Raw genomic sequence first — 13117 nt, forward strand, 5'->3', positions numbered from 1 at the left:
GCCCTTACGGGGAGTCACACTATAGCAGCCGACATGCCGCCCGCGCGCAAAAACGCCCGAGTGGAAAAACTTTCAGGTATGGTTCAAATCCGGTCAAGCCTTGATCTGGAACACCTGGCGCAAATAATTCACATAGGCCGGGTCATCGCACATGTTCTTGGAGGGCGTATCGGACAGCTTGGCCACCGGCTGGCCGTTGCAGCGGACCATCTTCATGACCACCTGCAAGGGCGTATAACCGAGGTCATTGGTGAGATTGGTGCCGACACCGAAGGCCACCTTGGCGCGGTCCTTGAAACGCAGGTAAAGCGCGCGCACCTTGTCGAAGTCCAGGCTGTCGGAGAACACCAGCACCTTGCTGGAAGGATCGACGCGATTGTCGCGGTAGTGCTGGATCAGGCGCTCGCCCCATTCGAAGGGATCGCCCGAATCGTGGCGCGCGCCATCGAAGAGCTTGCAGAAATACATGTCGTAGTCGCGCAGGAAGGCATCCATGCCATAGACGTCCGAGAGCGTGATACCGAGGTCGCCGCGATACTCGCGCGCCCACATCTCGAAGGCGAAGGTCTGCGAATCGCGCAGGCGCGGGCCCAGCGCCTGGCAGGCCTGCAGGTATTCGTGGGCCATGGTGCCCAGCGGGGTCAGGTCGTGCTGCATGGCGTACATCACGTTGGAAGTCCCGGCGAAGTGCTCGCCCATGTGCTGCTTCATCTCGTCGATGACTTCGGCATGCCAGCTGCGCGAGAAGCGGCGGCGCGTGCCGTAGTCGGCGATCTTGCAGCCGACCAGTTCGGCATCATCGGTGATGACCGACATCTTCTTGCGCAGGCGCGCCCTGCCCTCTTCCAGGTCCGGCGAGCGCTGGGTGGCGCGGAAATACACTTCATTGACGATGGCCAGTACCGGCACCTCGAACATGATGGTGTGCAGCCACGGCCCCTTCACCTTGATCTCGATCTCGCCATTGCCGGCCGGGTCGGGCTGGACGGTGATGTACTTTTCGTTCAGGTGGAACAGGTCCAGGAAATCGACGAAATCACTCTTGATGAAGCGCAGGCCGCGCAGGTAGTTCAGTTCGTCTTCCTTGAAACGCAGGCGGCACAGCGCAGCGATCTCGGCGCGGATCTCATCGACGTAGGGCGTGAGATCGATGTTCTCGTTGCGGCATTTGAATTTGTATTCGACCTGGGCGCCGGGGAAGTGGTGCAGGACCACCTGCATCATCGTGAATTTGTACAGGTCGGTATCGAGTAAGGAGGTGATGATCATGAAGTCCGGATGCGGACGTGCCGCATGCTGCCATGTTGATGGTCCACGTGCACGGCGGGGCCGCCCCGGAGCGGTCCGCACGATGCGCTGGCCACGCCCTGGGGCGTCGCGACCGCTATCTTAACCGAGATCGACCAAGGCAAAGCCCCCTGTCATGAGGGGCTTTGAGGCTCCGGCCCGGAGCGCGAGGCGGGATTACCTGGCCGCCGAGGCCGGGCGGCGTCCGCGTACGTAGGTGGGCGGCGGCAGGTAAGCGGTGCCATCCAGATAGTGCCAGTCGTGCATGGTGCTGCGACCGTCCTTCTGCGAGACCAGGCCGACGAAGGCGCCCATGGTGGATTGCTGGTCCAGTGCACGGAAGCTGAGCTCCCCCAGCGGCGACGACCAGTGCAGGCCGCGCAGGGCTTCCAGCAGGGCCTCGCCTTCCACACCATCGCTTTTCTTCAGGCCGGCAGCGATGGCCATCATGGTGCTGTAGCCGAGGACCGCCTGCAGTTGCGGGCGCACGCTGAATTTCTTCAGATAGGCTTCCAGGAAGCGCTGATGCTCGGGCATGTTGATCTGCTCCCAGGGGTAGCCGACGGCCAGCCAGTCGAGGATGGCTTGGCTCTGGCTGGCATCCAGGCTTTGCGGACCGGGCGAGGTCATCGACACCACCCGCACGCCATTGAACAGTTGCTGGCGATTGCCGGCCTGCACGAACTTCTGCAGGTCCTCGCCAAAGGTGGCATTGAAGATGGCATCCGGACGCGCCTGGCCGATGGCCCGCACCACGTCATCGGCCTTGATCTTGCCCAAGGCCGGCCATTGGTCGCTGACGAATTCCACGTCCGGGCGTGCCTGCTTCAACAGCATCTTGAAACTGGCCACGGCACTCTGGCCATATTCGTAGTTGGGCGCCACCATGGCCCAGCGCCGGCCCGGCATGCGGGCGGCCTGTTCGGCCAGCATGGCCGCCAGCATGTAGGTCGAAGGACGCACCCGGAAGGTGTAGCGATTGCCCTTGTCCAGGGTGACGGCATCAGAGAGGGCATCGCCCACCACCAGCACAGTCTTGGCGCGGGCGGCTTCGCGCGCCACCGCCAGGGCCACGTCGGAAAGCATGGTGCCGGTCAGCACTTGCACGTGTTCCTTGCTGACCAGTTCCCGCGCATTGCGGGCGGCCTGGTCGGCATCGCCCTCGTCGTCGCGCGTGACCAGTTGCAGAGGACGGCCGCTGACGCCGCCTGACTCGTTGATCTGTTCCAGCGCCAGCGCCAGGCCATTGCGGTAGGCTTGCCCGGCGGTGGAGGAGCGGCCCTGGCTGTTGATCTCGCCAATGCGGATGGCCTCGGCAGCGTGAGCCGCCAGCGGTAGCGCCAGGGAAACAGCGGCTGCCAGCGCGCCCAGCAGGGCCGGCAGCAGCGAAAGACGGAATCGGGGGGAGGACTGGGGGCCTGCAGCGTTCACGCCGGGACTTCCTTTTCTTGATGCGCGACAAGCGGCGCCATGCCGGCGAGCCCGGCCCCATGCACTGGAGCGGCAGGCCACAAGACCCTGGCGGCGGCTGGGCTTATCGCGAGCTTGTTTATTTACTTATACGTAATCTGTATAAGCCTCATTTGTGGGAAAAATCGAATTACCTTAAAATACAAGGCTTTGCGGCGGGTTGCGCAGCGGCATCATGAGAGCCTTCAACAGGCCTCCACGGGGCGTCCACAAGACACCGGAAGCCGGCAGATGCACCTCAACCACAGGTTGACCAGCCGCAACATGATTTTAACCGTGCCATATTGCCATCAATTGCGGCGCAGTTAGCCATCGGTTTGAAGAAATTTTACAGATAGGACAGTTATGACCCACGTTGTCACCGATTCCTGCGTCCGTTGCCGCTATACGGATTGCGTGGATGTTTGCCCGGTGGATTGTTTCCGCGAAGGCCCCAATTTCCTCGCGATTGACCCGGACGAGTGCATCGACTGCGCCGTGTGCGTGGCCGAGTGCCCGGTCAATGCGATCTACGCGGAAGAAGACGTGCCGGCCGACCAGCAGCAATATATCGCCCTGAACGCCGAACTGTCCCGCAGCTGGCCCTCCATCACCAAGACCAAGGCACCCCTGCCCGAAGCCGAAGAGTGGAAGGACAAGACCGACAAGCTGCAATACCTGCAGCGCTGATTCCTGCGGAGAATCAAACGGACCGGGCCTGGCCCGGTCCACAATGGCGGTTGCGCATCCAGCCCGGCGGCATCTTCGCCACGCCAGATGCGCAGCCGTTTGTATTTGGCCGCCAGCAACAACCCTGACAGCCTCATGGCCAGATGTCTGCACCGATGCGCATCCCGGCCTGCTGCACTTCTTTTACCTGGTCTCTCCCACCGCCAGCGGCCCCGCCGCCAGCCCGCGCGCCGCGCAAGGGAAGAGCCGCTCTATTGATCTGATCTACTGAAACAGGAATATCAAGAAATCATGGAAAACAATGTCCAGACTGCGGCAGTCAACGGCGTCATCGACGCCGATGCCGTCATCATCGGCGCCGGCCCGGTCGGCCTGTTCCAGGTGTTCGAGCTTGGCCTCTTGGAAATCAAGGCGCACGTGATCGATTCCCTGCCGGTCGTCGGCGGCCAGTGCGTGGAGCTGTATCCGGACAAGCCCATCTATGACATCCCGGCCGTGCCCGTCTGCACCGGCCAGGAACTGACCGACAACCTGTTGAAGCAGATCGAGCCCTTCTCGCCCACCTTCCACCTGGGTCAGGAAGTGACCGTGGTGAACAAGCGTGAAGACGGCCGTTTCGACGTCGAGACCTCCACCGGCACCAGGTTCATCACCAAGACCATCTTCATCGCTGCCGGCGTGGGCTCGTTCCAGCCGCGCACCCTGAAGGTCGAAGGCATCGAGCAGTTCGAAGGCTCGCAGGTGTTCTACCGTGTCAAGGACCCGGCCCTGTTCGAAGGCAAGAACATCGTCATCTGCGGCGGCGGCGACTCCGCGCTGGACTGGGCGCTGAACTTCGTGGGCAAGGCTGAATCGGTGATCCTGCTGCACCGCCGTGAAGAATTCCGCGCGGCCCCGGCCTCGGTGGCCAAGATGAAGGAACTGTGCGAACAGTATGAAATGCAGCTCCTGATCGGCCAGGTCACCGGCACCGAGATCAAGGATGGCAAGCTGGCCGAAGTCAAGGTCACCGGTGCCGATGGCGTCACCCGCCGCCTGCCGCTGGATATGCTGCTGGTCTTCTTCGGCCTGTCGCCCAAGCTGGGCCCGATCGCCGAGTGGGGCCTGGAGATCGAGCGCAAGCAGCTGAAGGTGATGGATACCGAGAAGTTCGAGACCAATGTCCCGGGCATCTTCGCCGTGGGCGACATCAACACCTATCCGGGCAAGAAGAAGCTGATCCTGTCGGGCTTCCACGAAGCCGCGCTGGCCGCCTTTGGCGCCGCGCCCTACATCTTCCCGGAAAAGAAGATCCACATGCAGTACACCACCACCTCGCCCAAGCTGCACAAGATCCTGGGCGTGGAAAGCCCGGTCTTCGACTAAAAACTGGCCGCAAGATACGGCAGCCCGCTGCAAGCGGCTTGCAGAGCCCCCGTCCGGTACGGGGGCTTTTTTTTATGAAGGTTTTTGCAAAAACGTGTGGGTCCGGCACCACTGGTCTGACCAGCAAGCAGGGCGTAAGGCAAAGCGTGCTATGCTACTGCGTCGCAACAAGGAAAAAGTTGACAAATTAGAAATATTCTGAATTTGTCAGCCGATGATCGTCGCCCAACGTTTGTGGCACATGCTTGCTGCGCGCCTGACCAGGTTCCCCCGCCTGGACGGGCAAGCCAGCCGGTGCTTGTATAAAGGTCAGCTATGCTTTATCAACTGCATGAACTCAATCGCGCGTTCCTGAACCCCATGATGCAATGGGCCGAAACCTCGGCCAAACTGTTCTCGGACCCGGTTTCCCCGCTCGCCCACACGCCTTTTTCGCAACGTATTGCCGCTGGCTATGAGCTGCTGTACCGCCTTTCCAAGGAATATGAAAAGCCGCAGTTCAACATCGGCGAAGTCCCGGTCGAGGGCAAGCCGGTCGGTATCACCGAGGAAGTGGTCGAGACCAAGCCCTTCTGCCGCCTGATCCATTTCAAGAAAGACCTGCCGGCCCGCCAGAGCGCCGCGCTCAGGCAGCCCACCGTGCTGGTGGTAGCGCCCCTGTCCGGCCACCATTCCACCCTGCTGCGCGAGACCGTACGGGCGCTGTTGCAGGAACATGACGTTTTCATCACCGACTGGACCGATGCACGCATGGTGCCGGTCGAGCAAGGTGACTTCCACCTGCACGATTATGTCTATTACGTGCAGGACTTCATCCGCACCCTGGGCCCGGACGTCCACGTGATCTCGGTCTGCCAGCCCACCGTGCCGGTGCTGGCGGCCATTTCGCTCATGGCCAGCGCCAACGATCCCAAGCTGCCCAAGAGCATGACCATGATGGGCGGCCCCATCGATGCCCGGAAGTCGCCCACGTCCGTCAACGACCTGGCGACCGAAAAGCCTTATTCCTGGTTCGAGAACACGGTGATCTACAGCGTGCCGGCCAACTACCCCGGTTTCGGCCGCAAGGTCTATCCAGGCTTCCTGCAACATGCCGGCTTCGTGGCCATGAACCCGCGCCGCCACGCCCAGAGCCACTGGGACTTCTACATGCACCTGCGCAACGGCGACGACGCCTCCGCCGAAGAACACCGCAAGTTCTACGACGAGTACAACGCGGTGCTGGACATGCCGGCCGAGTTCTACCTGGAGACCATCAAGGTAGTCTTCCAGGACTTCAACCTGGCCCGTGGTACCTGGGAAATCGAAGGCAAGCTGGTGCGCCCGCAGGACATCAAGTCGGTCGCCCTCTTCACCATCGAAGGCGAACTCGACGACATCTCCGGCTCCGGCCAGACGCAGGCGGCGCAGGAGCTGTGCAGCAACATTCCGAAGACACGCAAGCAGCACTTCACCGTGCCCAAAGCGGGCCACTACGGCATCTTCTCGGGCCGCCGCTGGCGCGAGATCGTCTGCCCCAAGATCGGCGAATTCATCCGCGCCAACGCGTAAGTACCGCCATCACGGCAAGAACGGCGCCCCGTCCCGACGGTGGCGCCGTTTTGCTTTGACCGGCCGGCATGACTTGGCAGCGGTTTGGCCGGATAATAGCGCCCTTATTCCGTTGAACTGCCTGACCGCCGTGCCGCCATCCGCCACCACCGCCACCCTGGCCGACCGCCTCGAAGACCTGCTGCCGCAAACCCAATGCACCAAGTGCGGCTATCCGGCTTGTCGTCCCTATGCCGAAGCGATGGCCGAAGGCCGCGCCGCCTACAACCAGTGCCCGCCCGGCGGTGCCGAAGGCGTGGCGCGGCTGGCGCAGGCGCTGGGGCAGCCGGTGATTCCGCTCAATCCCGCCAACGGCAGCGAACAGCCGCGCCGCCTGGCGGTGATCGATGAAGCCATCTGCATCGGCTGCACGCTGTGCATCCAGGCATGCCCGGTCGATGCCATTGCCGGGGCGGCCAAGCAGATGCATACCGTGATCGAGTCGCTGTGCACCGGCTGCGACCTGTGCGTGGCGCCCTGCCCGGTCGATTGCATCAGCATGGTCGAGGCCACGCCGGGCCGCACCGGCTGGCAGGCCTGGAGCCAGGAGCAAGCCGACGCCGCCCGCGCACGCCACCACTGGCGCACCCTGCGCCTGCGCCGTGACAAGGAAGAAAACGATGCCCGCCTGGCCGCCAAGGCAGCCGCCAAACTGAAGGAAGTGGAGGCCGCAGCAGCGGGCACCCCCGAGGAGCAAGCCGAACTGGCCCGCAAGAAAGCCATCATCCAGGCCGCCATGGAACGCGCGCGCCTGAAAAAACTGCAGGCCGAACAAGCCAGCGCCCCGACCGACAGCCAACAGCCATGAATCCGACCAAACGCCGCGAGATCTTCGAGCGCCTGCGCCAGGCCAATCCCACCCCCACCACCGAGCTGGAATACACCACCCCGTTCGAGCTGCTGATCGCCGTGCTGCTCTCGGCCCAGGCCACCGACGTCTCGGTCAACAAGGCCACGCGCAAGCTCTACCCGGTGGCCAACACGCCCGAGGCGATCTACCGCCTGGGGGTGGACCAGCTCATGCCCTACATCCAGACCATCGGGCTGTACCGCACCAAGGCCAAGAACGTCATCGAGACCTGCCGCATCCTGATCGAGCAGCACGGCGGCGAAGTGCCGGAGTCGCGCGAGGCGCTGGAAGCCTTGCCCGGCGTGGGCCGCAAAACCGCCAATGTGGTCTTGAATACGGCTTTCGGCCATCCCACCATCGCGGTGGATACGCACATCTTCCGGGTCTCGAACCGGACCGGCATTGCACCAGGCAAGGACGTCGATGAGGTCGAGCGCAAGCTGATCAAGTTCGTCGCGCCGGAATTCCGCCAGGATGCGCACCACTGGCTGATCCTGCACGGGCGCTATACCTGCGTCGCGCGCAAGCCGCAGTGCTGGAACTGCATCATTGCCGACCTGTGCGAATTCAAGCAGAAAACGCCACTTCCGGCCAAGGGCGTCTGAGCCGCGCTAGCGCGGAAGGCCGTGCATGCGCGCTATCGGCACCCAGCGTTGGTCCTGAACTTCATATAGGGTAAAAGTCGGGTTGAGCAGGTCGCCTTCCTCATTGAAGGCCACCGGTCCGCTTACGCCCTCGAAACGCAGCCGGTGCATGGCGCGGGCAACGGCATCCGGATCGGTAGTGCCAGCCTGGCGCAGGCCGAGGATGATGGATTGCGCCGCTTCATACGCGAAGACGGCATAGAGGTCCATGTCCGAATCGAAGCTTTCGCTGTAACGCTGGCGGAAAGTCCTCCAGCCCGGCATCTTGTCCTGCGGCGGCCCCGGCTCCAGCACCAGGGCGCCATTGGCATCCGGCCCGGCCCCCATCAGGAAGGTCAGTCCCAAGGTGCCTGGCGAGGTCATCAGCCGGGCATCGAGCTGCAGGCGCCGGATGGACTTGGCCAGCACAGCCGCCTGCCAATCCAGGCCACCAAAGAAGATCAGGTCAGGCTTGAGTTGGCGGGCCTGCAGCAGCGGCGCGTTGAAATCGGAGGTCTTGTCGCTGACGTTGTAGCGCGCCAGCACCTTGCCGCCCTGCGCTTCCACTTCGCGGGCGAACTGCTCGGCCAGGCCCTGGCCAAAGGGCGTGCGGTCATCGATGGTCGCGACCGTGCGTACGGCCAGCTTGCCCACGACATAGCGCGCCGACCAGCGGCCTATGCTTTCGTTATTGGGAATGGTGCGAAAAATGCGCGGATACGAGAGCGCCGTCAGCTTGCGGCTCATCGCCGAGGGGGTGACCTGGATCACGCCAGCGGCATGGTAGACCGGAGCGGCCACCAGGCTGGTGCCGCTGGTCCAATGGCCCACCACGCCGATGACGCGCTGGCCGACCAGATAGCGCGCCACGTACTCTGCCGTGCCGGGATCGGCGCGGTCATCCTGGGAGACCAGCTTGAGCCGGTAATGCTTGCCGCCGATGATGAGCCCGCGCCGGTTGGCTTCGTCCAGCGCCAGTTGCACGCCATTGCGCATGCTGCGACCCACGCTCATCGACGGACCGCTCAAGGGGCCGGCAAAGCCGATAGCCAGTGTTTCCTCACCGGCAGCCAACGCATCGGTGGCCGGTGCCGCCTTGGCACCCTGGGAGAACCAGCACGACATCGCCAGGGCGAGGCACGCCAAGGGCCACGTCCATGGATACGCGCGGCGCGCAGGCCGGATCGGGCTTCCACCAAAACGCATGCATTATTCCTTCTCGCTGCCCGGCCTGGCGTTCCCCCATCGCGCCATGGCGATGCGGCCGGGTCCTCTCTTGGATGGATTATTCTGATGCTTGTCTTTGGGAAAGAATATTACTTCATCTGCGCATCCCCTGCCGCAGGCTGCGGAGCGGCTTCTGAAGCGGGGCGCAGACCGGCGTAGAATAGCGCTTTGTCCCCGATTGACGCACCGCCATGTTCACGCCGTCCCAGCACGATGTCCGCCGCTTCTTCTGTGAAGCCTACCGCAAGCACCAGGGCAACCAGGTGCTCACGCCCCTGGAAGCCATCGCCCGCGACTGGATCCTGCAGCATCCTGAATACCACGATGCCCTGCGCGATGTGGAAGAAGCGCTGGCGGCCGACTATTCGGTCGAACGCGGCCAGAGCAATCCCTTTTTGCATCTGTCGATGCACCTGTCGATCACGGAACAGATTTCCATCGACCAGCCTCCCGGCATCCGTGGCGCCTTCCAGCTACTGGCCCAGCGCCGTGGCTCGGAGCATGAGGCCCATCACGAGATCATGGAAGCGCTGGGCGAGATGATCTGGAATGCCCAGCGCAATGGCTTGCCGCCGGATGGGGCGGCTTATATCGAGAATATCAAGCGGCGGGCGCAGGGATAACGCGCGCACAACAACAAAAAGCCACGCCGCGACACCCTGTCGACGTGGCTTTGTTGCTGCAGAGCGCCCTTACTTGCGCAGCACCAAACTCCCCGGCAGGCTGTGCAGATAAGCGGCGATATCGTTGATGTCGCGGTCGGTCAGGGGCTTGGCCTGGGCTGACATGATGGCGTTGTTGCGCCCGTTCATGGCGGTGTCGCCACGGCGGTAAGCGGTCAGGGCGTGCTTGAGGTAGTCGGCGTGCTGGCCGGCCAGCTTGGGATAGCCCGGGTCGATGGGCGAGTTGTAGTCCTTGCCGTGGCAGGAGGCGCAGTTGTACTTCTCCACCAGCGCGCGGCCATTGGCCACGTCGGCGGCGTCGGCCGCTTGCGACAGCAGGGCCGTGGCGGCCAGCAGCGACAGGGCAATCAGCTTGTTCTTCATCTCGTGGCTCCCCCTTACTTCTGCTGCGAATAGTAGGCGGCCAGGTCGGCAATATCCTGATCCGACAGCGTGGCAGCCACGCCCATCATGGAAGGATGCTTGCGCTCCCCCTTCTGGTAGGCACGCAGCGCGTTTTCGATGTACCTGGCGGACTGGCCACCCAGCATCGGCACCTGATAGACCTCGGGATAGCTGGCCTTGTAGCCAGGGATGCCATGGCAACCGATGCAGTTGGAGATCTTGTTTTCGGCAGCCTTGGCATTGCCAACGATGTCCGCCGCGGACGCACTGGCAAGCACGCCAGACAAGGCAAGAAACACGATGTGTTTTTTCATGTGAGCAGGGTAAGTGATTGGACTTCCCATCCGCCCCGCACCGACATGCGCGACGGACACCCGACGAAACGCATCTTTTGCTGCCAGCGGCAAACTTTATCGTGCTTGTTCGATTGCCCTGGTGTTGCAGGTTTGGCTGTTCTGCTGTGGCTCAACCGGTGTTTCGGCTCAAGCGTGTCTCTCCACTCCCCCTGCCTTGCGCAAAAAACGCTTTCGATTCTAACCAATAAAACCGGCAGCGTCATCCCTGCCCGCAAACCCGGCCGATCCAACGAAATCGCCCGCCAGGCAAGGCCGGGCGGGCGATGGAGAAGTTATTTGCACTGCAACATCAGCGGCTTGCCATCAAGCCGATGCCAACGCTAAGCAACATGCCGCGTCGCCTGGACATGCATATCTTGCCCGTGTCCAAGTGAAGCCAGGCGCGGTTGCGGGTCATCCTGGGGCGGGCCGCCTTCACCCTCATCATCGTCGTCTTCGCTGTCGCCGGACTCATCCTGCACTGCCGCATCATTTTTTTGCGGAAGGATGAAGAACAAGGGCCGCGCGACGAAACGGCGCAACACTGCCCGCATGGCGATATTGCGAGCACGGCGCGGCAGGTCACGCGAGCGCAGTGCCAGCGCCAGGGCACAGGCGAAGGCCACGGCCACCGACAGCAGGGCCGTGACGGCAACCCCGCCCGCAGCCAGCCAGAAGGCCGGCGTCAGCAGGCTTTCCCAGCCCAGGCTGAAGACGGCCGCGGTCAAGGTGCCCGCCGCCAGCGTGACATGGCGGATATCCAGCGGCAGGCTGAAGAAAGCAGCCACCACCGGCGCCAACCCCAGCAGCAGGGCCAGCGCCACGCTGCCGGCGATGGTGGCGACATTGCGCTCCAGCCAGGCGGCGCAACGCTGGGCGCGCAAAGCGCCCAGGCCATGCACCAGGCGGCGGTGATTGGAGACCACTTCGCGTACCCGGCGCAGGGCGAACCAGTTGTCCGCGAACCCCGCCGCCAGACTGGCCAGCCACAGCAGCACACCGGTCAGCGCGGCATACAGGGGCGTAGGGCCGACCAGCGAGAGCGAGGCAATGGCCTGGCGCGCCGCGTCCGGCGGCATGGGCTTGCCACCCAGCGCAAACCAACCCAGCGCGCACAAGGCGGCCGTGACCGGGATCACCGCCAGCAGGTTGCCAAAGATGCCGGCCGACTGCGAGCGCAGCAATTGTCCGGATTCGCCGATCAGGTCGCGCATGCCTTCGGCATCCAGGTCGCCCATGCGCGAAGCCAACGCCGGTGCAGTCACGGCAGGCTGGCGCGTAGCCAGCACACCGCCCAGCGCGGCAATGAGCAGGAAACTGGCGGCATAGTTGAGCGAGGCCAGCGCGCCATCGACGAAGTGCACCACGCCCAGCGTGGACAGGCTCTGCTTGACCAGCGCCGTGGCGGCGATGACCGCCCCACCCAGCAGGCCGGCACGCATCACCCGGCGATAACCGGCGCCATCGCGGGCGATGGCCTGTTCCCGGTGGTCGGCATTGCGCTCGACCATCTTGCGCGCCAACAGCGCAAAGCTGCGCCGCATCAGGCCGCGCACCGAATCGCGGTGGTGATGCGCCGAAATCAGGTCGCACAGCAGCAACTGCATGCGCCCTGCCCCGGCCAGCGCTGCAGGCCTGGCCGCCATGCCGGGTACGGCCGGGCTGATGACCGGCCCCGGCACACCCGAGCGCACGTCGATCAGGCGGCCGATGCGCTGCAGATGCGCCCGCATGCGTTCGACGCGATAGACCAGGCTGACCGACACGCCATACTCATCCAGATGCGCATAGATACGGTCGGTCTGCGCATGGCACACCGCCACCAGCATGCGCACGCTGCGCAAGGCGCCCAGATCGCCCGGCTGCGCGCGCAGCCAGGCCTCCATCTCGCGCCGCAGCGCCAGGAAAGGTGTGGCACGCATCGGCATCTTGGGTTCCAGCCGCTGGCGGAAGGCCGGGCTGATGCCATCGGCCACCACGGTAGTGGTGAGATAGGTGATGGCCTCCTCGATCTGCTGCCAGTACATGTGGGAGATGCCGTCGTCGGCCATCAGCTTCCACAGCCTCTGCAGCAGTGCATTGTCCAGCTCCAGCAGCCAGGCGGCATCGTCCGGATCGGGAAACATCGCCGTAAAGAGCGAAGACAGGTCGGTCGGCGACAGGTGGCGCGGCAGGATCAGCCGCGCCAGGCGTTCGGAGAGTTCACCGAAAAAGCCAGGTTCGTGCGGCAGGCCGGTGGTGGAAAAGAGTTCGGGGCCGCTGGCTTCGCGCAAAGTCTTTTGCAGCGCGTTCTGCACCATGCGGCGCACGTCGCGGTGCTGGTCCAGCCAGTCCAGCATGATGGCCAGCCGCTGGCGCCGCACCTGGTGCCAGGCCTGGCGGTCCAGCAGCGACACCGCCGGCCGGTGGCGCAGCCACTCGGCCACGTCGATCATCCAGTTGGCCCGTTCGTGCCAGCTGGCGGCGGGGTCGATGCGACGCATCAAGACCTCGATCTGCCGGCCCACATCATGACGGTCCATGTAACGCGCCTGCATGCCGTGACGCATTCGTCTCCACACCACCAGCATCTTGAAGAAAAGAAATTTCATAGGCAGTGAGCGCTTGGGGCGCTGTCAGTTTGTTGCATGCGTA

The 13117-nt window shown here is 63.7% G+C and carries 12 protein-coding genes; 6 read left to right on the forward strand and 6 right to left on the reverse strand.

Going from position 1 to position 13117, the window contains the following annotated elements:
* Positions 1–93 precede the first annotated feature (93 nt).
* The gene (pncB, locus tag ACVC5H_RS17360) at positions 94–1269 is read right to left on the reverse strand and encodes a nicotinate phosphoribosyltransferase (protein WP_489619032.1); all 1176 of its coding nucleotides are present in this window, start codon (positions 1267–1269) and stop codon (positions 94–96) included.
* A gap of 195 nt (positions 1270–1464) precedes the next feature.
* Complete coding sequence (locus tag ACVC5H_RS17365; RefSeq protein WP_489619033.1) at positions 1465–2718, reverse strand: ABC transporter substrate-binding protein; 1254 nt, start codon at positions 2716–2718, stop codon at positions 1465–1467.
* Between the two features lie 384 nt (positions 2719–3102).
* Here ACVC5H_RS17365 and fdxA point away from each other — a divergent pair, with 384 nt between their 5' ends.
* The 5 genes from fdxA to nth all read left to right on the forward strand — a co-directional run bounded on the left by fdxA (position 3103) and on the right by nth (position 7836).
* Positions 3103–3426 (forward strand): ferredoxin FdxA, encoded by a 324-nt coding sequence (gene fdxA / locus ACVC5H_RS17370; protein WP_013233640.1) that lies wholly within the window; start codon positions 3103–3105, stop codon positions 3424–3426.
* A 291-nt stretch (positions 3427–3717) separates the two neighbouring features.
* Positions 3718–4791: an NAD(P)/FAD-dependent oxidoreductase gene (locus ACVC5H_RS17375; protein ID WP_489619034.1), complete on the forward strand. Its 1074-nt coding sequence runs from the start codon at positions 3718–3720 to the stop codon at positions 4789–4791.
* A gap of 315 nt (positions 4792–5106) precedes the next feature.
* Positions 5107–6342 (forward strand): polyhydroxyalkanoate depolymerase, encoded by a 1236-nt coding sequence (locus ACVC5H_RS17380; protein ID WP_489619035.1) that lies wholly within the window; start codon positions 5107–5109, stop codon positions 6340–6342.
* A gap of 130 nt (positions 6343–6472) precedes the next feature.
* Positions 6473–7189, forward strand: coding sequence for an electron transport complex subunit RsxB (gene rsxB / locus ACVC5H_RS17385; RefSeq protein ID WP_489619036.1), 717 nt, complete (start codon positions 6473–6475; stop codon positions 7187–7189).
* The gene (nth, locus tag ACVC5H_RS17390) at positions 7186–7836 is read left to right on the forward strand and encodes an endonuclease III (RefSeq protein ID WP_489619037.1); all 651 of its coding nucleotides are present in this window, start codon (positions 7186–7188) and stop codon (positions 7834–7836) included. The genes rsxB and nth overlap by 4 nt, the downstream gene beginning before the upstream one ends.
* Before the next feature lie 6 nt (positions 7837–7842).
* On the opposite strand, the gene ACVC5H_RS17395 is transcribed toward nth, so the two are convergent.
* Positions 7843–9000 (reverse strand): branched-chain amino acid ABC transporter substrate-binding protein, encoded by a 1158-nt coding sequence (locus ACVC5H_RS17395; protein ID WP_489619038.1) that lies wholly within the window; start codon positions 8998–9000, stop codon positions 7843–7845.
* A 272-nt stretch (positions 9001–9272) separates the two neighbouring features.
* On the opposite strand from ACVC5H_RS17395, the gene ACVC5H_RS17400 reads away from it, so the two are divergent.
* On the forward strand, positions 9273–9704 hold the full coding sequence (locus ACVC5H_RS17400; protein WP_338718837.1) for a DUF1841 family protein: 432 nt from the start codon (positions 9273–9275) through the stop codon (positions 9702–9704).
* Between the two features lie 69 nt (positions 9705–9773).
* Here the strand turns inward: ACVC5H_RS17400 and ACVC5H_RS17405 are convergent, their stop codons facing one another.
* The 3 genes from ACVC5H_RS17405 to ACVC5H_RS17415 all read right to left on the reverse strand — a co-directional run bounded on the left by ACVC5H_RS17405 (position 9774) and on the right by ACVC5H_RS17415 (position 13074).
* Positions 9774–10127: a c-type cytochrome gene (locus ACVC5H_RS17405; RefSeq protein WP_489619039.1), complete on the reverse strand. Its 354-nt coding sequence runs from the start codon at positions 10125–10127 to the stop codon at positions 9774–9776.
* Positions 10128–10141: 14 nt separating this feature from the next.
* On the reverse strand, positions 10142–10462 hold the full coding sequence (locus ACVC5H_RS17410; RefSeq protein ID WP_338718833.1) for a c-type cytochrome: 321 nt from the start codon (positions 10460–10462) through the stop codon (positions 10142–10144).
* 362 nt (positions 10463–10824) lie between these two features.
* On the reverse strand, positions 10825–13074 hold the full coding sequence (locus ACVC5H_RS17415; RefSeq protein ID WP_489619040.1) for a preprotein translocase subunit TatB: 2250 nt from the start codon (positions 13072–13074) through the stop codon (positions 10825–10827).
* Positions 13075–13117: the final 43 nt, after the last annotated feature.

This window comes from Herbaspirillum sp. Her3 (genome assembly GCF_057961275.1).

Bases quoted from the DNA above. Each gene is read 5' to 3' on its own strand.
- ACVC5H_RS17415 (WP_489619040.1), bottom strand. From the start codon at position 13,074: ATGAAATTTCTTTTCTTCAAGATGCTGGTGGTGTGGAGACGAATGCGT.
- ACVC5H_RS17380 (WP_489619035.1), top strand. From the start codon at position 5,107: ATGCTTTATCAACTGCATGAACTCAATCGCGCGTTCCTGAACCCCATG.
- ACVC5H_RS17375 (WP_489619034.1), top strand. From the start codon at position 3,718: ATGGAAAACAATGTCCAGACTGCGGCAGTCAACGGCGTCATCGACGCC.
- ACVC5H_RS17405 (WP_489619039.1), bottom strand. From the start codon at position 10,127: ATGAAGAACAAGCTGATTGCCCTGTCGCTGCTGGCCGCCACGGCCCTG.
- ACVC5H_RS17400 (WP_338718837.1), top strand. From the start codon at position 9,273: ATGTTCACGCCGTCCCAGCACGATGTCCGCCGCTTCTTCTGTGAAGCC.
- ACVC5H_RS17410 (WP_338718833.1), bottom strand. From the start codon at position 10,462: ATGAAAAAACACATCGTGTTTCTTGCCTTGTCTGGCGTGCTTGCCAGT.
- fdxA (WP_013233640.1), top strand. From the start codon at position 3,103: ATGACCCACGTTGTCACCGATTCCTGCGTCCGTTGCCGCTATACGGAT.
- pncB (WP_489619032.1), bottom strand. From the start codon at position 1,269: ATGATCATCACCTCCTTACTCGATACCGACCTGTACAAATTCACGATG.
- nth (WP_489619037.1), top strand. From the start codon at position 7,186: ATGAATCCGACCAAACGCCGCGAGATCTTCGAGCGCCTGCGCCAGGCC.